Below are 20,163 nucleotides of genomic sequence, written 5' to 3'. Positions count from 1 at the left end.
TAGCTGATTTCCGCTGTTGAACATGTGTTTGGTTTATTTTATCATGGAATAGGGAAAAATTCGCTTGTCATCCCCGAAATATGTTATCTTTATTAAACAACACAGCTGAGAGGAAATGCTGTAAAGAAAAAATATTGACAAATCAGCGAAATCCTTTTACAATAACTCTTGTTGCCATGAGGTGATAACTATGAAATTTCCTCTACAAAAACTCAAGCAGGCGGGTGATGATCCGTTTTACTTTGAGGAACATGTAGATATTCGCGAATTAGAGCAGATGAACAATGACATTCGCAGGATTTCCCCTGTTCATGTCAAAGGTCAAGCAGACACACGAGGAAATGATATAACGGTAACTTTTTCAATTGATGGAGAAATGGTGTTGCCTTGTGCCCGGACGTTAGTAGATGTGACTTATCCATTTCACATTGATGCTCTGGAGGCATTCAATCTGTCACCTTACCATACAGAAGAAGATGACTCTGAAGTTCATCCCGTGAATGGAGAAGTGCTTGACTTAACGCCTTATATCAAGGAAAATGTACAACTGGAGATTCCGACACGCGTATTTTCCGAAGATGATGAGGCTCATGAAGCAGCCCCCGGACAAGGGAAAGGCTGGCAGGTGGTTACAGAGGAACCAGAGGAAAAGAAAGTGGATCCTCGAATGGCTAAACTGCAATCATTATTGAATGACAAAGAGAACGAATAAGACTATCTTCATGGTTCTCAGATTCTTACTTAAAGGAGGTGTACAACATGGCAGTACCTAAGCGCAGAACGTCTAAGAAAGTCAAGAACCAACGCCGTACGCACAAGAAACTTCACGCACCAGGAATGGTGAAATGTGATAACTGTGGCGAGTTCTCAAAACCACACCATGTTTGCAAATCTTGTGGACAATATAATGGAAAACAAGTGGTGAACAACTAATTCACCAGGAAAGCCTGACTTCGGTCAGGCTTTTTTTTATGCCTGTATAGGATTGAATGCCATCATCTGGTACATTGAAGAAAGAAGAGGAAGGGAGAGGTGCAGATGAACCAGATTACCGTAAGGCGCTGTGAAGGTATGGCTGAAATCGTGCTCAACAGACCGGAGAAGATGAACGCTCTGTCTTCGGACATGGCCATGGAACTGAAGCGTCAGCTGGAAGAACTGCGGGAAAGGGAGGATGTGAGCTTTGTCGTTCTTACGGGAGCGGGCAGTAAAGCCTTCTGCACAGGCGGGGACTTGACAGAGTTCCACGGGGATTTAACAGCACTGGAGGCGTACGAGAAGCTGAACCGGGTCAAGGACGTCGTCTACGATCTTCTGACATTTCCTGCTCCCGTCCTTGCGCTTCTGAACGGTCAGGCGAGAGGGGGAGGCTGTGAACTGGCTACCGCCTGCGATTTCCGATATGGTCTCGAGACAGCTTCCTTCGGTTTCGTTCAGGGAAACCTCGGTCTTGTACCGGGGTTCGGCGGCGGTGAACTGCTTTATGAACGGGTCCACCCATCCATGGCAGCGCACTGGCTGATGAGCGCACGTATGTATACAGCAGAGGAGGCTTTTCGAATCGGCTGGCTTCAGAAGATATGGACTCAGGAAGACATAGAGGCGGAGGTTTTTTCAAGCTTCATGAACAAAACGCCGAGACAGATGAGAATTTTGAAAGGGCAGTATCTGAAACATATGGATACAGGGAACCTTTTGGACCGGATGGAGGCGGAAGTGCTGCAATGCTCCAGGCTCTGGGAGTCTGCGGAACATAAAAGAGCCGTAAAAAAATTCTTGCAGACGAGAAAAAGATAAAAGGTTACGATTCTATCAAACATCCCTCCTGCATAACTATAAGCAAACGATAGAGGAGGGATGTTTATGGATGCCCCTAGGCAAGACGCGTGGAAAGATGATGAGGATCTACTGCTCGCGACAACGGTCTTAAAATACATCCGGGAAGGGAAGACACAGCTGGAAGCATTCCAGGAAGTAGCCACTCATCTTCACCGGACACCGGCAGCCTGTGGTTTCCGCTGGAATGCCACCGTCAGAAAGCAGTATCATAAGGAAATCCAAGAGGCGAAAAACAGCCGTAAAGCCACACGCACTCTCTACACCCCCCCGGCAACTGCGGAAGAAACCCCTATGTCTCTCGATGCAGCGATTTCTTTTTTGAAAGAAATGAAATCAAGGCAGCATGACGAAGAAGGAAAGGCGAGTCTCGAAGATCAGTTGAAGCAGTTGAATGAAGACAATGAAAAATTAAGGCAGGAGCTCAAACAGTGGGAAGCTGCCTGGAACGAGATGGATAAACTCGTGCACTGGGTGAAAAAGCACCGCACTAGTGAAAGTGGTGTGTAAGCGGTTCGGCATTGTCATTGGTTTTATTACCGTTATTTTATCTATCCTCAAAAAAAGGCCCCTACAGCAGAGTGTAGCGGCCTCATTCTCCTTCCCATCAGGATTCTCTTTCCTCCACGCCGGAAGGCATCCAAATGAGCGGGTTTTCTCCCAGATCTCTTTCCATATCATACTGAGCTTTTTGGAAGCCCATTTTTTCCCAGAATCCATGGGAATTGATTCTTGGGTTGGTTTTTATAGGAAATTCGAAACTCTTGGCGAATTCCACCAATGATTGGCCGAAGCCCTGGCCGCGGTAATCGGGCAGAACTTCCAGCTTCCACAACTCCAGGTAATCCTGGGCAGGGTCGAAATAGTGGTCGTATTTTGCCCTGACTCTGTACAAGCTCATACGCGCGACTAAAGCGCTTCCATAGTATATGCCGTAAAAAGGAGACTCACTGTCGTTTTCGACAATGTTACTTTCCAGATCCTCGAGCATGGCAAGCTCCTGATTGCCGTATTCTTTAAAGCGTTTAAATTCTTCCAGTGTTTTGTAATTGACTAATAAAGGTTCTACTTTTGTTTTTGTCATCATGAAAGAAACCCCTTTCAATTATCTATATATACATCTATTATAATATAAAAATATTCAGAAAGAAATGAATAATTACCGGCAGGACAAGAATCGACTGCAATTGTGAAAAAGTTTCTGCTACAATGAGAACTTAGATAAGGATGAACGGGGGATGGGGGATGAGAATAGGGATTATCGGCGGCGGAGCTGTCGGGTTGTTAGCCGGGGCTTATCTCGGAAGGAAACATGACGTACATATAGTGGTCAGAAACATGGAGCAGAGAACTATCCTCGACAGGGAAGGTGTCCTGTGTGACCAATTGTCTTCGCCTGTGCCGGTAAAAGCTCATTTGAAACCACACCTGCCGACCGATGTGGACGTCTGGTTGATCAGCGTGAAGCAGTATGACCTTGAGGAAGTCCTTTCTCTCCCTCTTCCGAAGAACGGAAAATACCTTTTCCTCCAAAACGGTATGGGGCACTTAAGCCTTCTTCAAAGCCTTCCTATGGATTCGTTTGCTGCTGTAGTGGAGCATGGAGCGCTGAAAGTTTCATTCAATGAAGTGGAACATACAGGGAGGGGGCGGATAAGAGCCGCACCTTTTACAGGTTTGTCTGCTGACATGGAGGAGCTGGCAGAAGCTCTCCATCAACCGGACTTTCCTATCCTTGTTCAGGACGGAGCTGTAAAAATGCTCTCTGAAAAAATGGTGATTAATGCCGTCATCAATCCGTTGACCGCATTATTCAAGCAGAAAAACCGGGCTGTGAAAGAAAACCCTTATATCCGATCGCTGGGATACCGTTTGTGCGAAGAAGCCTGCCGCACGCTTGGTCTCGACCTTCAAACCCAGTGGGACCGGGTGCTTACCATAGCTGAACAGACGGGTGGAAACCAGTCCTCCATGTGGAAGGACCTTCAGGAGGGGCGGCGCACGGAAATCGATGCCATCTCCGGATTCATTCTTGAGCAGTCCTCTGAAGATCTTCCCTGGCATGAGTTTGTCGTAGAAGCTGTCCATGCCATGGAATTCGAAAAGGGGGTGAACATCGATGAGTGACTGGCTTGCCTATGGGATCGCAGCTGTCCTGACTCTCCCTCTCCCGTTTTTGTTTGTATTTTATTTCTTCGCTCGGAAATGGAGCAAGCATAAGTGGAAAGCCATCCACCGGACCGCGGGCTTTACGGCTCCTGTATTTGTTCTGGCCGTCCATGTCCTGCTGATGGTGTTGTTTGAGCGCAGCTTTTTTCCTTTCATTCTGATTTTTCTTCTCCTGCTGCTGGGGGTGTCCATCATCACCCAGTACAAATTAAAAGAGGAGGTTCAGCTTTTCCGTGCGGTAAGAGGGTTTTGGAGGGTGAGTTTTCTCTTATTCGGACTGTTTTACGTAGGGCTGTCAACCTTTGGGTTGATCCTCCGGTTGTTTTTCAGCTGATTTTATCTGTCCGTGTTCATAGGCTGGCGTGGGAACGGAAATACTACAGTGGTGAACTGCTCTCTATGAAGAGCAGTTTTTTTATGAATCCGGGCCTGCTGACCACGGTGTCTCAAGGCAGGATGAGAAGAATATTCATCTTATAAACAGATAAGGTGACCTCCTGGTTGGTTTTTTGTACAATACAATAGGATACATACTGTAAAGTGTAATCTTGCCTATAAAGGAGCCGTAATTGTTATGCGTATTGATTCTATGAACATGAAGCCGAAGCAGACGCTGTTTCGTGATTATAAATATGATTATGAAAAAATTGCCGACCGTTTTTCCTATTCCCCTTATGATGAAAATATCTGGACCGACCGCCTGGAGGATTTGAGAGCGCAGACCTATCAGCGGGAGGCGCTCTCCGGAGTCTTAAAGACGATGAACGAAAAATGGGAGGTTCCGAGAGAAACTCTGGAAAACATTGAACGCCTGAAGGATGAGGAAAGTGTTGTGGTTATCGCCGGCCAGCAGGCTGGTCTGCTTACTGGACCTTTATATTCCGTCCATAAAATCATTTCTGTGCTTCAGCTGGCAAGACAGAAAGAAAAAGAACTGGGCCGGCCGGTCATTCCGGTGTTCTGGATAGCCGGGGAAGATCATGACTTTGATGAAATCAATCACATCATGATGAAACAGAACGGACGGATGGATAAGAAAACAATCGGGCACGTGCCTGAAGTGAAATCCTCTGTGTCCGAACTGCAGATGGATCAGAAAAAAGCGGATGCCTGGCTGGAGGACGTTTTCCGGATGGTGCCGGAGACCGAGCACACCAATCACTTCTACCAGCTTGTGCAGGAGCATCTCCACCAGTCCGACAGCTATACGGACTTTTTTGCCCGCCTGATCTATCAGTTGTTCCCTCATGAAGGGCTTGTCTTGATTGATGCTCATGATCCTGAAGTGAGAAGGCTTGAAACCCCTTATTTCACGACTATGATCCGTCAAAATAGGGAAATAGCCGGGGGCGTCTTTTCCGTCCTTCAGAAAAACCGTCAGGAAGGCTATGAAACGCTGCTGGACAGTGAAATGGAGGATGCCCATCTGTTTTACCATGACCGGGGCGACCGCATTCTTCTCGTCCGTGATGAAGAAGGACAATTCCGAGGGAAAAACAATGAAGTGGTTTTATCAAGGGAAGAACTACTTCAAATCGCAGAGGCATCACCGGAAAAGCTAAGCAACAACGTTGTTACACGACCGCTTATGCAGGAATCCCTGTTCCCGGTACTGGCTTTTATCGGGGGTCCGGGAGAAATCAATTACTGGTCCGCATTGAAGCCGGCATTTGATGCCGCTGGACTCTGTATGCCGCCTGTCTTCCCGCGGTTGTCCTTCACGCTGGTAGACAGGAAAACAGACCGCAGCATGCGTCACTTCCAGCTTTCTGTTGAAGAAGTGGTGCAGAAGGGAGCGGCTGAGAAGAAAATGAACTGGATTGGTGCGATGAGTACGCCGCCGGTGAAGCAGCTGAGTGAGCAGGTGAAGGAGGAAATGGCCCGGATCCATGCTCCGCTCCGCCAGAAAGCCGAAGAGCTTGGAGGGGATCTCGGACAGCTTGCCGATAAGAACCTTGCCTACTTGCAGGAGACGGTGGCCTTTCTTGAAAAACGGATGCTCCAATCGCTGGAGGGTACGTATCGGAGTGAGCTTGGACAATTTGATGATATCGATATCACCCTGCACCCTGCCGGCGGTCTGCAGGAACGAATGTGGAACATTCTCCCATGGGTCAATGACTACGGCCTCTCTCTGTTTCAGGAGATGAACAGACACCATCTGAGTTTTGAACACGACCATTATGTCGTTTACTTGTAGGAAGTGTCCCCCACATTCCTCCACCTGTACGGAATGTGGAAATTCCTTTGAAAATCCTGCCTTCACGGGCAGGATTTTTTTTATGGGGGGAGAATCATAAAAAAGTAAGTGGAGAAAAGTGGGGCGATGTGGTAAGGTGAAAATAGAAGGTGGGGGACCTCTATGTTCATGGGAGAATATCAACACAACATTGATACGAAGGGGAGGATTATCGTTCCTTCGAAATTCCGCCCCGGTCTGGGTGATAGTTTTGTCCTGACCAGAGGATTAGATCAATGCCTGTTTGCCTATCCTATGAATGAGTGGAAACTGCTGGAAGAGAAACTGAAAAAGCTTCCCCTTACCAAAAAAGATGCCCGTGCTTTCACCCGGTTTTTCTTTTCAGGAGCTGTAGAGTGCGAAGTGGACAAGCAGGGACGAATCAATATCCCGGCGCCTCTGCGCAAGTATGCCTCCCTGGAAAAAGAATGTGTGGTCATCGGCGTTTCCAACCGGATTGAGTTTTGGAGTCACGATGAGTGGGGAAGTTACTTTGATGCATCGGAAGAATCCTTCTCTGAAATTGCTGAAAACATGCTGGATTTTGATATTTGATATTTGACAGATTAGAAACGAGTGAAATTTATGTTTGAACATTACAGTGTACTGAAAAATGAAACGATCGAATCTTTGAACGTGAACCCGGAAGGCATTTATGTCGACTGCACCCTTGGTGGAGGAGGACATTCGGAAGTCATTGCTTCTGCGCTGACAGGTGAGGGAAGGCTCATCTGTTTTGATCAGGATGAAATTGCCCTTGAGGCCGCAAAAGAGCGTCTGAAACCTTATGAGGAACACATTACGTTCGTCCATGCGAACTTCCGCCAGCTGAAGGAAAAGCTTCAGGAGCTCGGCCTTACGGAAGTGGATGGAATCATCTATGACCTGGGAGTGAGCAGTCCGCAGCTGGATGTCGAAGAGCGCGGCTTCAGCTACCATCAGGATGCCCCGCTTGATATGCGGATGAACCAGGACAGTGATTTGAGTGCATGGGAAGTCATCAACGAATGGGCATATGAAGATCTGGTGCGCATTTTCTTTAAATACGGCGAGGAGAAGTTTTCCAAACAAATTGCCCGTAAAATTGAAGCCGCCAGGGAAACCAAACCCATCGAAACGACCGGGGAACTGGTTGAATTGGTGAAGGAAGGCATTCCTGCACCGGCAAGAAGGAAAGGCGGCCATCCGGCCAAGCGGATTTTTCAGGCCGTCCGGATCGCTGTCAATGATGAGCTGGGTGCTTTTCAGGACAGTCTTCAACAAGCCGCCGAAATGGTTGCTGTCGGAGGAAGAGTTGCCGTCATCACTTTCCATTCCCTTGAGGACCGGTTATGCAAGCAGACCTTCAAGAAATGGAGCTCCAACCCACCACTTCCAAAAAATATTCCAATGATTCCAGAGGACAAACAGCCACCTTTCCGTTTAGTCAGTCGAAAGCCTATAGTAGCGGAAGAGCGCGAATTGGAGGAAAACCGCCGTTCACGTTCAGCGAAATTGAGGATTGCCGAGAAAGTCAAACCTTGGAATGAAGAATTTGAATTTAATGAAGGGTGGAAACAAACATGAGTGCTGAAAAGATTAGAAAACAGCAGCCTTTACAGCAGCCTGACAGACAGAAACAGGTGAAAGTAAAGGTACATAAAAAGAAATGGTTAAGTACCGGCGAAAAATTTTTGTATTCCATTACCACATCTGTGGTACTGGCAGCTTCTGTTTTTTTAATCCATACCTCAGCAGAGACGGATGCGATCAACCGTGATATCCGCAGCCTGGAGCAGGACATCTCCAAACAGGAATCCCAGAATGAGAATCTGGCCTACCAGGTGAAAGAACTAAGCAACCCGGACCGTATCCTGAGTATAGCCAAGGAGAACGGGTTGAATATTCAAAATGCCCAGGTGAAACAGGCCGGCAAAATCAGTCAAGAATAAACGCTGGTGATCATCTATGAAGGACAATAAAAATAACCGTAGTTCAATAATATTAACCGCCGTATTTTCCTTGTTCTTTCTCGTCATCGTCGGACGCTTCCTCTATATAGAAACCGCCGCCACCATCGAAGGGGTGGATCTGTCGGAGTATGCCGAGGATATTCGTACGAGTTCCTATGAGATCGATGCCGCACGGGGGAAAATCTATGATAAGAACGGGATGGTACTTGCTTATGACCGCCCGACCTACCGGCTTTATGCTGTCGTAGATCCCGACTATTCCAACAATCTCCCTGAGCCCCAGCATGTGGATGATATCGATGAAACCGCTTCGGGGCTCGCTCCTTTATTAGGGATGGAAGAGAGTGAAATTGCTGATAAACTCCGGTCCGCTCAGGAGAACGGCCGTTTCCAGGTGGAATTCGGGACGAATTCCAGTTCTCTTACCCAGGAGGAAATGGAAGAAATTAAAGATCTCGATCTGAATGGCATTGCCTTTAAGGAAGAATCCAAAAGGTATTATCCTAACGGTATGTTCGCTTCGCACCTGATCGGTTTTGCCCGCACTCAGGAAGGAAGCATTTCCGGGGTGACAGGCATCGAAAAACAGATGGAGGATTACCTTCAGGAGGAAAAAGGTAAGATCAGCTATGAACGGGATAAATACGGGACAAAGCTGCTGAATCCGAATGAAATCATGACTGAACCGGAGGATGGCAGCGATGTGTATTTAACGATTGATCAGAAAATCCAGACGTTCCTCGAGGACGCCATGTCCCAGGTGGATGAACAATACAGCCCCGAGAAAATTATGGCCGCTGTGATGGACCCTGAAACGGGGGAAGTGCTTGCCATGAGTAACCGCCCGAGCTATAACCCGAATGATATCGGAGACGTGGATAACTGGTACAATGATTTAATTTCCTACCCATTTGAACCGGGTTCTACGATGAAAATCTTCACATGGGCAAGCGCCATGGAAGAAGGGGTCTATAATGGGAACGAGCTGTTTGAATCGGGGACTTATAAAGTAACCGAAAACTCCCCGACCATCGGGGATCATAACAACGGAGTCGGATGGGATGCCATCTCCTATGATGAAGGTTTCCGGAGATCCTCCAACGTAGCCTCATCCAAACTGGCTTACGAGGTACTTGGACCGACGAAACTGCGGGAGTATTTGTCCGGTTTCAATCTTGATCAGAAGACCGGGATTGATCTGCCTAATGAAACGACCGGGAAATTCGTGTACGAGCGTCCGATCGAGCAGATTACAACTTCCTTCGGTCAAGGCTCAACATTTACTCCGATCCAGCTGATGACAGCGGCTACGGCTATCGCCAATGATGGAGAGATGATGCGCCCCTACATGCTTTCCAAAATCACATCCAGTGATACAGGAGATGTGATCGAGGAAGGGCAGCCGGAGAAAATCGGGGAGCCGGTGTCCGCTTCTACTGCAGAACAGATGCGGGAGCTGATGGGAACGGTGATCACCTCAGAAGACGGTACAGGCCAGTCGTTCAAGCTGGATGATTATTCCCTGGCTGGAAAGACAGGAACGGCTCAGATCAGTGAGCCCGGCAAGGGGTATCTGACCGGTCGTAACAACTACGTGTTCTCCTTTATGGGGATGGCTCCTGCGGAAGATCCGGAGCTGTTGATGTATGTAGCAGTGCAGCAGCCGGACCTTGAAGTGACGGAGCTCGGCTCTGAACCTGTTTCCTATATTGTCAGGACCGTTATGGAAAACAGTCTTCATTACTTGAACATCCAGCCTGATAAAGATGCAGAAGAGTCTTTATCCCCTGTAACCATTCCGGATGTGTCTGGAAAGTCCGTACAGGAGGCAGAGGACACGCTTCAAGCTTCTTTCCCAGATGTGGAAGTCATCGGTGATGGAAACACTGTAGAAGCTGTTCTGCCCTCATCAGGGGAGCAGATTGTCGAAAACCAGCGGGTGTTTCTTGTAACCGATCAGCCTGAAATGCCTGACTTGACCGGGTATTCCCTGCGGGATGTCCAGCGTCTGGCGAAGCATTTCAACTTGAATATGGAAATTATGGGCAGCGGCTATGTGGAAACACAAAGCATTGCTGCAGGTTCGGATATGAAGGACGGCGGCTATTTAGTCGTTGAGCTGGCTGTTCCGGAACAGCCGTAATCCCTTGTCCAGGCAGTGTTCTAATCGTTTTCCGATTGCATATAGTGATACAAGCTGACTCTACGACTGCTAAAGGAGTTATGGAGATGAGACGAGTATCACAGGTGATCGTGAAGAAACGGTTAGTCACTGTCTTTTTTGTGGGCATGTTTATTTTTATGGTAATTGCCGGCAGGCTCGGGTATGTTCAGTTTTTCTTAAGCGACTTTCTGATCGCAAAGGCTGAGGAATCCTGGAGCAGGGATATCACATTTGAGCCGGAGCGGGGGAAAATTGTTGATACGAATGGGGAAGTTCTTGTCGGCAACCAGTCGGCTCCGACGGTCATGGTTGTGCCAAGACAGATTAAAGAACCTGAGCAGACAGCGGAGAACCTGGCGCAGATTTTGGATATGAGCGTGGAAAAAGCCTACACGCACGTGACGAAGCTGATTTCCATCGAGAAAATCCACCCCGAGGGGCGGAAGATTTCAGAGGAGCAGGCGGCGGCGATTCAGTCTTTGAATATGCCGGGTGTCTATATTGCTGAGGATTCCGAACGCTACTATCCACACGGATCCTTCTTATCGCATGTCCTTGGGTTCAGTGGAATTGATAACCAGGGCCTCCTTGGTCTTGAAGCTTATTATGATGAAGAGTTGAAAGGGGAGAAGGGGGCGTTATCCTTTTTCTCCGATGCGAAGGGAAAGCGCATGCCTGACATGGCCGATGTGTACGAGCCGCCCGTCGACGGCAAGGATCTGAAGCTCACCATCGATTATCAAGTGCAGTCAATCATTGAAAGAGAATTGGATATCGCCCAGGCCAAATACAACCCTGACGGAGCGGTGGCACTCGCTGTTGATCCGGACACGGGAAAGGTAGTGGGAATGGCATCCCGCCCGAATTTCGATCCGGCGGATTATCAGAAAGTGAAACCGGAGGTATACAACCGGAATCTACCCGTGTGGAGTACGTATGAGCCGGGATCGACGTTTAAGATTATCACGTTGGCTGCCGCCCTGGAAGAAGGGCTTGTGGATCTTGAAGAGGAACATTTTCATGATTCAGGAGCTGTGAAAGTGGACGGAGCGACCCTGCACTGCTGGAAGAGCGGGGGGCATGGAGATCAGACGTTTTTGGAAGTTGTCCAGAATTCCTGTAACCCGGGTTTTGTTGAACTTGGAGACCGGCTTGGAAAAGAAAAGCTGTTCGATTATATTGACCTCTTTGGCTTTGGATCCAAGACAGGCATTGACCTTGAGGGAGAAGGAAGCGGTATATTATTCAAGCGTGAGAATGTGGGGCCTGTGGAGCAGGCAACGACTGCTTTTGGACAGGGTGTATCCGTAACACCGATCCAACAGGTTATGGCTGTAGCTGCCGCTGTAAACGGAGGCTATTATTTTGAGCCTTACATTCAGGAAGCCTGGCTCGATCCTGTGTCAGGAGATGTGCTCGAGGAGAATGAGCCGGTGTTGAAGGAGCAGGTCATTTCAGAGGAAACCTCTGCTCAAATCCGTCATGCGCTGGAAAGTGTCGTGGCACAGGGAACGGGAAGGGGGGCTTACGTTGAGGGGTACCGTGTCGGTGGAAAGACGGGAACAGCACAGAAAGTGGGTCCTGACGGGAAGTATATGGAGAATAACCACATCGTGTCTTTTATCGGCTTTGCTCCCGCTGACGACCCGGAGCTGGTGGTCTATCTTGCCATTGATAACCCGAAAAACACCGTCCAGTTCGGAGGTGTTGTAGCAGCACCAATAGTTGGAAGTATCATGGGCGACAGCCTGCGGGCGATGGGTGTGGAACCACGCAACGATGGTTTGGAAAAAGAATACGCCTGGCCGGAGGAACCTCTCGTAGCAGTACCTGAAATTACCGGGATGGACAAAGAAGATTTAAGCCGCATGCTGATGAATCTGGAAGTGGAGGTCAGCGGAGAAGGGACGAAGGTCATCACACAGGCGCCGGAACCGGGTGTGAAAGTTCCGACAGGCTCCACCGTCCGTGTTTACCTTGGTGATTAACGCCTCCCCGTCCAATTATTAAATCTGTAAACAGGTGAGGGTGACAGTGTTGAAATTAGAAAAGGTGCTCCGCTTTGTCCCTTTTTACCAAAGTTCACGGCCGTTGAAAAACGTCAACATAACAGGTCTCAGTATGGATTCACGTTCAACCTCCCACGGTGATCTCTTTATCTGTCTGCGTGGGGTGAACATGGATGGTCATCGTTTTGCAGCTGACGCCGTCAAGCGCGGAGCGGCAGCTGTCTTAGCTGAAGTTCCGCTGCCTTTGAATGTTCCGGTTATTCTGGTCAATGATACAACCAGGGCGGCTGCTATGACAGCCGCCGCTTTTTATCATAATCCATCCGAAGATCTGCATGTAACAGGAATTACAGGCACCAACGGCAAAACGAGCATCAGTTACCTTCTCTATGATATCTTCCAGCGGATGGAGAAGAAAGCAGGATTGATAGGAACCATTGAAGTGGATATCGCAGGGAAGAGGCAGCCGGTTAAAAATACAACCCCTGATGCCTTGACTCTTCAGCGGTATTTCAGCGATATGAAACGAGCGGGTGTGGAGCATGCGGTGATGGAGGTCTCTTCTCACGCACTCGACCAGGGCCGGGTATACGGGTGTGATTTTAATGTGGCTGTGTTCACCAACCTGACGAGGGATCACTTGGATTACCATGATCATTTTGATGATTATCTTCGTGCAAAGTCCCTATTGTTCGCACAATTGGGGAATGGGTATAATAAAAAGCGGGAGCGGTTTGCTGTCATCAATATCGACTCTCCCTCGGCCTCGAAATTCATCCGTTCCACCTCTCAGGGACTTTTGACATATGGGGTGAAGGGCCGGGCAGATGTTCAAGCTCGAAACTGCCGCCTGACGGAAAAAGGTACGTTCTTTCGATTGGAGACACCGATCGGAAATATGATGATTGAAAGCCCGTTAATGGGGGAATTCAGCATTTATAATATGCTGGCCGCAGCATCAGCTGCTATCCTGTCCGGTGCTTCCCTGGAAACGATTCAGCAGTCTTTCCTCCATACCAAAGGGATAAGAGGGCGTTTTGAATCGATAAGGGAAGGGCAGCCCTACGGGGTGGTGGTCGACTATGCCCATACGCCCGACTCACTTGAAAATGTCCTGAAAACCGCTACAGCAGTCACCAGCGGGAAAATCATCCTCGTCGTAGGGTGTGGAGGAGACAGGGACAGGAGTAAGCGGTCCGTCATGGGGAATATCAGTGTGAAGTATGCAGATCAAGTGATCTTCACGAACGATAACCCCCGCTCGGAAGATCCAGAACAGATTTTTGCAGATATCACCGCTGATCTGAAGGGGAACTACCACATTGTCGAGGACCGCAGGGAAGCCCTCAGGCAGGCAGTGGTTTCCGCAGGCAAAGGGGATATGATTCTCATTGCAGGGAAAGGCCATGAGACGTACCAGGAGATTAAAGGGGTCCGGTATCCCTTTGATGATAGGGAAACAGCAAGAGAGATAATAAGAGAAATGAAGGAGCATTTATGATGATTTTTGAAGTTCAGGAGCTTACACATCTATTTTCAACTTATAAAGGAGCCGGCGCAGATAAAATCGCTGTCGACTCGATCATGACAGATACAAGGAAGTCAGCTCCTCAGAGTTTGTTTGTGCCCATTGTCGGAGAGAGCTTTGATGCCCACCAATTTGCAGGCGAAGCCATAAAGCAGGGAGCCGTGGCAGCTTTGTGGCAGGAGGACCAGCCGCTGCCTGGTCTGATCCCGACTGATTTTCCGGTCTTTTTTGTAAAGGACACCACCAAAGCGCTCCAGGACCTCGCCTCCTGGTATTTAAAAAAAGTGGATCCTATTGTTGTGGGAATCACAGGTTCCAATGGAAAGACGACCACGAAGGATATGACCGCTTCTGTTCTCGCGGCAAAATTTAAAACCCATAAAACAGCAGGGAACTTTAACAATCATATCGGTCTTCCCCTGACGGTCCTGTCTATGCTGCCGGACACAGAGGCTGTCGTCTTGGAAATGGGCATGGACAGAGCCGGAGAGATTTCGGTGTTGTCACATATCGCACAGCCGGATCATGCGATTATTACAAATATCGGTGAATCCCACATCGAAAATCTGGGCACTAGAGAAGCCATCGCTGCCGCCAAACTGGAAATTACAGACGGACTGGCTGATGAAGGATGCCTGATTATTGATGCGGATGAGCCGCTGCTTGATCATGTGAAAACAAGAGCAGGTACCATCGGATGCGGCTTTGGTTCATCATGCGATTACAAAGCTGAGATTACCGGGATGACCGATGAAAATTCTACGTTCCGGCTGATGGAAGAAGACTATGAACTCCCAATGACAGGCCGTCATAATGTGAAAAATGCTTCGTTTGTCATTGCCCTTGCCAAGCGTCTGGGCATGACGAAAGAGGAGATTCAACAAGGGTTCCGGCAGATGCAGATGTCCGCGATGCGCTTTGAAAAGCACGAGGGTTATCAGGGCTCCCTCATCATTAATGATGCTTATAATGCGTCCCCTACGTCCATGAAGGCGATGATTGAGGTCATCCGGCAGTTGACATCCAAAACAAAAAAGGTGTTAATATTAGGGGATATGTATGAGCTCGGCGGGAAATCCGAGGAGCTGCATGCTGGTGTAGCCGAAGCAGTAGATGAAAAGATTGACGCTGTCTTTACAATCGGTGTCCATTCTGAGAAAATTTCAGAGGCTGCTTCCTCCCGGTATCCGGACATGGAAGTCAAACATTTTAAAGAAAAGCAACAAGCAAGTCATCATATCCGCCCGTTATTAACAGCGGATACCGTCGTACTCATGAAAGCATCACGTGGAATGAAATTGGAAGACATGCTGCCAGATCTTGTGAAGTGATCGACCGGCGATGATGTTGCAAAAGGAGGAAAACAAACAATGAATGAATACATACTACTGTTAACTATGGTCCTTTCATTCGCCATCACTGTAGTCATTTCGCCGATGATCATTCCATTCTTAAGACGATTGAAATTCGGTCAAAGTATTCGAGATGAGGGACCCGAGTCCCACCAGAAAAAATCCGGCACCCCGACAATGGGTGGTGTCATGATTATCGTATCTGTTGTGATCACAACATTGATTTCATCCTATTGGTTTAACCCGGACACGGGGAACATCCAGTTGTTCCTTGTGTTATTTGTTTTGGTCGGCTACGGCCTGCTTGGCTTTTTGGACGATTATATTAAAGTAGCCTTAAAACGGAACCTCGGCTTAAAGTCCAAACAGAAGATGCTCGGGCAGATCATCATTGCCCTTGTGGTTTATCTCATTCTGCGCCGGTCCGATTTCCCGACCTATATCAGTGTTCCAGGGACGTCCATTGATGTGGACCTTGGCTGGGGCTACGCTCTGCTGATTTTATTCATGCTCGTCGGAGCATCCAATGCGGTCAACTTAACGGATGGCCTGGACGGTCTTCTGGCCGGTACGGCTGCGATTGCCTTTGGTGCATTCGGAATTCTTGCGTGGACAGGACAGCTGAACGTGGAAGTCACCATTTTTTCTCTGGCTATTGTCGGTGCCCTGCTCGGGTTCCTTGTCTTTAACGCCCACCCTGCCAAAGTATTTATGGGGGATACGGGTTCCCTGGCTCTCGGCGGAGCCATTGCCATGATTGCTATTTTAACAAAAATGGAACTGATTCTCGTCGTGGTCGGCGGGGTCTTCGTCCTGGAAACCCTCTCGGTCATTATCCAGGTCATTTCCTTTAAAACAACTGGAAAACGCGTGTTCAAAATGAGTCCGCTTCACCACCATTATGAATTGAAGGGCTGGTCTGAGTGGCGTGTCGTGACGACATTCTGGGCAGTCGGACTGATTTTTGCCGTGCTCGGTATCTATATTGAGGTGATGTTTGGATGAAGAAGTTAAGCGGATTTCCTTATACACGTGTGCTCGTCCTCGGCCTCGCTAAAAGCGGGACTGCAGCGGCACAGCTGCTGCTTGAGAGTGGAGTGAAGGTAAGAATCAATGACTTTAAAGCGGATCCGGACAGCCCGGAAGTGCTCTACTTGAAGGAAAGCGGGGCGGAAGTGATTACAGGCGGCCATCCGCTATCTGTGCTGGATGACGTCGATTATGTAATTAAGAATCCCGGCATTCCTTATGAGAACCCGGTGGTGGCGGAAGCGGTCAACCGCCGTCTTCCTGTCGTAACAGAAGTGGAACTGACGGGATGGCTTCACGAGGGCCCGATGATCGCGGTGACAGGTTCCAACGGAAAAACAACGACAACGACGCTGATTCATGAAATGATTCAAGCGGATCACAAGCCTGTTTCCCTGGCCGGCAACATCGGCCATGTATCCTGTGAAGTGGCGAGGAATACGTCAGAAGATGAAACCATGGTGACTGAATTGTCCTCTTTCCAGCTGCTGGGAACAGAAACTTTCCGTCCGGATATCGCTGTCTGGCTGAACCTGTATGAAGCCCATCTGGATTATCATCACACGCTGGACAATTATCATAAAGCCAAAGCCCGGATTACAAAAAACCAGACAGAAGAAGACGTTCTTGTGTACAACGCTGATGATGCAGCTATTGGATCCTTCCTGCCTGATGTGAACGCGGAGCTTATCCCTTTTTCCCTGAAGGAACAAGGGAAAGGAGCCTGGGCTGACGAGACTTTCATCTACTTTGAGCAGGAAGCCATTATGAAAAAAGAAGACATTGTTCTCGTAGGAGAGCAGAACCTGCAGAACATTCTCGCTGCTGTAGCGGCGGTAAAAGCGAACGGCATCAGAAGTGAAGCGATCGTTGAGGTGCTTTCAACATTTGCCGGGGTTCCGCACCGCCTGCAGTATGTGACAAACAAAAATGGCCGGCTTTTCTATAACGATTCAAAAGCAACGAATCTCCTGGCAACCTCCTATGCGCTGAGGTCCTTTGAGAAGCCTGTCATCCTTCTGGCCGGCGGTCTGGACAGAGGTACGAGCTTTGATGGTTTGATTCCTTATCTGGGCGGAGTGACATCCATGGTTGTATTTGGTGAAACCGCGGACCTGCTTGCAGGCACGGCGGCACAGGCTGGGATTTCTGACGTCGTGAAGGTTGAAACGATGCAGGAGGCTGTCAAGGAAGCCTATCAGCGCTCCCGGGAAGATGATGTCATCTTGTTGAGTCCCGCCTGTGCAAGCTGGGATCAATACAAAACATTCGAAGAAAGAGGCCACATGTTTATAGAAGCTGTGCATACCCTTTAATAAGGGCTTATGTGACAAGCTTAAGCCCTGTTTTCCATTTCAGATGGGAGGTAGGGCTTTTCTTATGGAAACGAAAAAAAAGCCGGATCTATGGTTGGTCACCGCTATTCTCGGCATTTTGATCATGGGAATTGTTATGGTTTACAGTTCCTCCAGCATCTGGTCGGAATACAAATTTGACGATCCATGGTTCTTTGCCAAGCGGCAGATCCTTTTTGCAGCTGCGGGATTGATAGCCATGGTCGTCCTTTCCAGGATTCCATATTATGTCTGGCATCCGCACTCAAAGAAGATCATGATTATCTGCCTGGTTTTTCTTGCTGCTGTTCTCATCCCGGGTGTCGGGATGGTGAGAGGGGGGGCAAGGAGCTGGATTGGTGTCGGCATGTTCAGTATCCAGCCGTCTGAATTTATGAAGCTTGGGTTAATATTGTATCTCTCACGTTTTCTATCGGAACGACAGAAGAAGATGAATTCGTTCCAGGAGGGCTTTCTTCCTGCATTGGCCCTGATCCTTTTTCCTTTTGCCCTGATTATGCTGCAGCCGGATTTAGGGACAGGCGTTGTTATGGTTGGGACATGTCTTGTCATGTTGTTTACGTCCGGTGCAAGGATCAGTCACTTCATGTGGATTGCAGCCGCCGGAATGGCGGGGATGATCGGATTGATTGCCTCTGCCCCTTACCGGATCAAAAGGATTACCGCTTTTCTTCACCCGTGGGAAGACCCGCTCGGGGCGGGGTTTCAAATCATCCAGTCGCTGTATGCGATCGGCCCGGGTGGTCTGCTTGGACTTGGTCTTGGTAACAGTATGCAGAAATTCTTTTATCTTCCAGAACCGCAGACCGATTTTATATTTGCTGTCCTAGCCGAAGAGCTTGGATTCCTTGGTGGTTTTTTTATCCTTTCTCTATTCTTCATCGTCCTCTGGAGGGGGATCCGCACAAGCCTGCTGGCTCCGGATTTGTTCGGCTCGCTGCTTGCTCTGGGTATTGTGGGGATGGTCAGTATCCAAGTGATGATTAACGTCAGTGTTGTCACTGGTCTGATTCCTGTAACCGGCATCACTCTGCCGCTTGTCAGTTATGGCGGATCTTCCCTGACTTTGACGCTCGCTTCACTTGGACTGCTGCTCAGCGTGAGCCGCTATTCCAGCCGTTGAGACCGCTGCCGTTGATGGCAGCGGTCTCAACGTTTTTCAGGGAGGACAAAGCCAAGAAAAAATTGGCAGGGAAATGAAGGTTTGTCCATGGAAGTACCGGGGTAATTATGTGTGCGGTGCTTCTCGTTGGAAACAGGAAAGAAGCCCCTTTTTACATAATGATCAGATAAGGGACGGCTTCTGCACAAAAATGTTAGGAATCTAGTAAAACTCACTCAATCTCCGCCCCTTATTTTGTGATATAATGGGAACCAATTAGGTGTAGCAGGGAATCCCGGCACCTTTGCGAGGACAATCATTCTTTCAAACACCTAGAGAGACAGCGGAAGGGTGTCCAGTTAGAAGGAGAAATGCCCGTTATGGAAGAAAGAAAAGTGGTTTCCATAGAAGACCGTATACCAAAATTGAAACAGACGAGGCGTAAAAAAGCCAACCGCCGTTTAATCTTATACTTAACGATTTTATTTTTTCTAATTGCTGCTGTTGTTTATCTGCAGTCTCCACTCAGTAATGTCCGGAATATCACCGTGGAAGGGGAGTACCATGTCTCGGCAGAGGAAATCCAGACGCTTGCCGGAATCACCACCGAAACGAATTACTGGAGGATTGATCCGGAAGCATTAAAGGAAAAGATTGAATCCCACGAGGAAATTACTTTTGCTTCTATAGACCGGTCCTTTCCAAACAATGTAACCATCGAAGTGGAGGAAGCGGCACGGATTGGATATGTACAGAGCAATGGCCGGTACGATGTCATAATGGAAGACGGTTCAAGGCTGGAGGAAGAAACAGCCCTCCCTGGCGGGGACGCTCCGGTTTTAGCAGGATTCAATAAGGAAACCTATCTGAAGGAAATGTCCAGGGAATTAAAGGAACTTCCTTCAAGTGTTTCTGACTTGATTTCAGAGGTTCACTGGGAGCCGGAAGACGGGAACCCTTATAAAATCCGTCTGTATATGAATGATGGGTACCAGGTGGAAGCATCCATCCGGACGTTCTCAGAAAAAATGCCGGCCTATCCTTCGATTGCCGCACAGCTGGAAGAGGGTGCGGAAGGCATCATCCATATTGATGTAGGGGCCTATTTTGAAGAATTCAATGCTGCTGAAGGCAGTGAAGAGAATGCCGGGACCGGTGAATCCTCCGGTTCCGGGGTGGAGAGTGAAGAACCGGTTGAAGAGGGTGGACAGCCGTCCGGAGAACCGGAGCAGGAAGATCCAGCCGCTGACCCTGAACGTTCACAGGAACCGGTCGTCGACGAACCTTTAAGACAGGAGTAACGACACTTCTGTTTCCGCGGGCCGGGCGCAGGGGGGAAGCGTGTGATCCAATTTTTACCTGAATCCTGTGGTTATCCTGGAATGACTAGTGGAAAACAAAAAAAATAAGCGTATGTAAGAGGAAATT

Annotated in this window: 19 protein-coding genes; 18 read left to right on the top strand and 1 reads right to left on the bottom strand. The window is 48.6% G+C overall.

The annotated features are described in order from the left end of the window. Window positions 1-190: 190 nt before the first annotated feature. The 4 genes from GLV97_RS08440 (at window position 191) to GLV97_RS08425 (ending at window position 2,346) form a co-directional block, all read left to right on the top strand. Window positions 191-712, top strand: coding sequence for a YceD family protein (locus GLV97_RS08440; protein ID WP_160835501.1), 522 nt, complete (start codon window positions 191-193; stop codon window positions 710-712). Window positions 713-759: 47 nt separating this feature from the next. Further along, window positions 760-933 (top strand): 50S ribosomal protein L32, encoded by a 174-nt coding sequence (rpmF, locus tag GLV97_RS08435; RefSeq protein WP_027954099.1) that lies wholly within the window; start codon window positions 760-762, stop codon window positions 931-933. Window positions 934-1,038: 105 nt separating this feature from the next. Continuing rightward, entirely contained in the window at window positions 1,039-1,797 is a 759-nt protein-coding gene (locus GLV97_RS08430) for an enoyl-CoA hydratase/isomerase family protein (protein WP_160840207.1), read from the top strand. Between the two features lie 66 nt (window positions 1,798-1,863). Beyond that, window positions 1,864-2,346, top strand: coding sequence for an RsfA family transcriptional regulator (locus tag GLV97_RS08425; protein ID WP_160835503.1), 483 nt, complete (start codon window positions 1,864-1,866; stop codon window positions 2,344-2,346). A 97-nt stretch (window positions 2,347-2,443) separates the two neighbouring features. Here the strand turns inward: GLV97_RS08425 and GLV97_RS08420 are convergent, their stop codons facing one another. Beyond that, window positions 2,444-2,920, bottom strand: a complete 477-nt coding sequence (locus GLV97_RS08420; RefSeq protein ID WP_423784965.1) for an N-acetyltransferase — start codon at window positions 2,918-2,920, stop codon at window positions 2,444-2,446. Window positions 2,921-3,081: 161 nt separating this feature from the next. On the opposite strand from GLV97_RS08420, the gene GLV97_RS08415 reads away from it, so the two are divergent. From GLV97_RS08415 to GLV97_RS08350, 14 genes are all read left to right on the top strand, one after another. Next, on the top strand, window positions 3,082-3,963 hold the full coding sequence (locus tag GLV97_RS08415) for a ketopantoate reductase family protein (RefSeq protein ID WP_160889493.1): 882 nt from the start codon (window positions 3,082-3,084) through the stop codon (window positions 3,961-3,963). Next, window positions 3,956-4,339, top strand: coding sequence for a DUF3397 domain-containing protein (locus GLV97_RS08410; protein WP_160840209.1), 384 nt, complete (start codon window positions 3,956-3,958; stop codon window positions 4,337-4,339). Before GLV97_RS08415 ends, GLV97_RS08410 begins: the two co-directional genes overlap by 8 nt. 240 nt (window positions 4,340-4,579) lie before the next feature. Next, complete coding sequence (gene bshC / locus GLV97_RS08405) at window positions 4,580-6,205, top strand: bacillithiol biosynthesis cysteine-adding enzyme BshC (RefSeq protein WP_160835506.1); 1,626 nt, start codon at window positions 4,580-4,582, stop codon at window positions 6,203-6,205. A 162-nt stretch (window positions 6,206-6,367) separates the two neighbouring features. Continuing rightward, entirely contained in the window at window positions 6,368-6,799 is a 432-nt protein-coding gene (gene mraZ / locus GLV97_RS08400; RefSeq protein ID WP_160835507.1) for a division/cell wall cluster transcriptional repressor MraZ, read from the top strand. A gap of 30 nt (window positions 6,800-6,829) precedes the next feature. After that, window positions 6,830-7,810, top strand: a complete 981-nt coding sequence (gene rsmH / locus GLV97_RS08395; protein ID WP_160889492.1) for a 16S rRNA (cytosine(1402)-N(4))-methyltransferase RsmH — start codon at window positions 6,830-6,832, stop codon at window positions 7,808-7,810. Next, window positions 7,807-8,175, top strand: a complete 369-nt coding sequence (gene ftsL / locus GLV97_RS08390; protein WP_160835509.1) for a cell division protein FtsL — start codon at window positions 7,807-7,809, stop codon at window positions 8,173-8,175. Before rsmH ends, ftsL begins: the two co-directional genes overlap by 4 nt. 16 nt (window positions 8,176-8,191) lie before the next feature. After that, window positions 8,192-10,339 (top strand): penicillin-binding protein, encoded by a 2,148-nt coding sequence (locus tag GLV97_RS08385; RefSeq protein ID WP_160889491.1) that lies wholly within the window; start codon window positions 8,192-8,194, stop codon window positions 10,337-10,339. Between the two features lie 86 nt (window positions 10,340-10,425). Then, window positions 10,426-12,348, top strand: a complete 1,923-nt coding sequence (locus GLV97_RS08380) for a stage V sporulation protein D (protein ID WP_160889490.1) — start codon at window positions 10,426-10,428, stop codon at window positions 12,346-12,348. Between the two features lie 46 nt (window positions 12,349-12,394). Continuing rightward, window positions 12,395-13,870 (top strand): UDP-N-acetylmuramoyl-L-alanyl-D-glutamate--2,6-diaminopimelate ligase, encoded by a 1,476-nt coding sequence (locus tag GLV97_RS08375; RefSeq protein WP_337194090.1) that lies wholly within the window; start codon window positions 12,395-12,397, stop codon window positions 13,868-13,870. Next, entirely contained in the window at window positions 13,870-15,228 is a 1,359-nt protein-coding gene (locus GLV97_RS08370; protein WP_160889489.1) for a UDP-N-acetylmuramoyl-tripeptide--D-alanyl-D-alanine ligase, read from the top strand. Before GLV97_RS08375 ends, GLV97_RS08370 begins: the two co-directional genes overlap by 1 nt. Before the next feature lie 39 nt (window positions 15,229-15,267). After that, on the top strand, window positions 15,268-16,254 hold the full coding sequence (mraY, locus tag GLV97_RS08365) for a phospho-N-acetylmuramoyl-pentapeptide-transferase (protein WP_160889488.1): 987 nt from the start codon (window positions 15,268-15,270) through the stop codon (window positions 16,252-16,254). Next, window positions 16,251-17,594: a UDP-N-acetylmuramoyl-L-alanine--D-glutamate ligase gene (gene murD, locus GLV97_RS08360; RefSeq protein WP_160835514.1), complete on the top strand. Its 1,344-nt coding sequence runs from the start codon at window positions 16,251-16,253 to the stop codon at window positions 17,592-17,594. The genes mraY and murD overlap by 4 nt, the downstream gene beginning before the upstream one ends. Before the next feature lie 64 nt (window positions 17,595-17,658). Next, window positions 17,659-18,756, top strand: a complete 1,098-nt coding sequence (gene spoVE / locus GLV97_RS08355) for a stage V sporulation protein E (RefSeq protein ID WP_160835515.1) — start codon at window positions 17,659-17,661, stop codon at window positions 18,754-18,756. Between the two features lie 359 nt (window positions 18,757-19,115). Continuing rightward, on the top strand, window positions 19,116-20,036 hold the full coding sequence (locus GLV97_RS08350) for a cell division protein FtsQ/DivIB (protein ID WP_160840216.1): 921 nt from the start codon (window positions 19,116-19,118) through the stop codon (window positions 20,034-20,036). The last annotated feature ends 127 nt before the right edge of the window (window positions 20,037-20,163 follow it).

This window comes from Halobacillus litoralis (assembly GCF_009856355.1).
Taxonomy (GTDB): Bacteria; Bacillota; Bacilli; order Bacillales; family Halobacillaceae; genus Halobacillus; species Halobacillus litoralis_B.
This window is presented reverse-complemented; position numbering and strand designations above follow the sequence as displayed.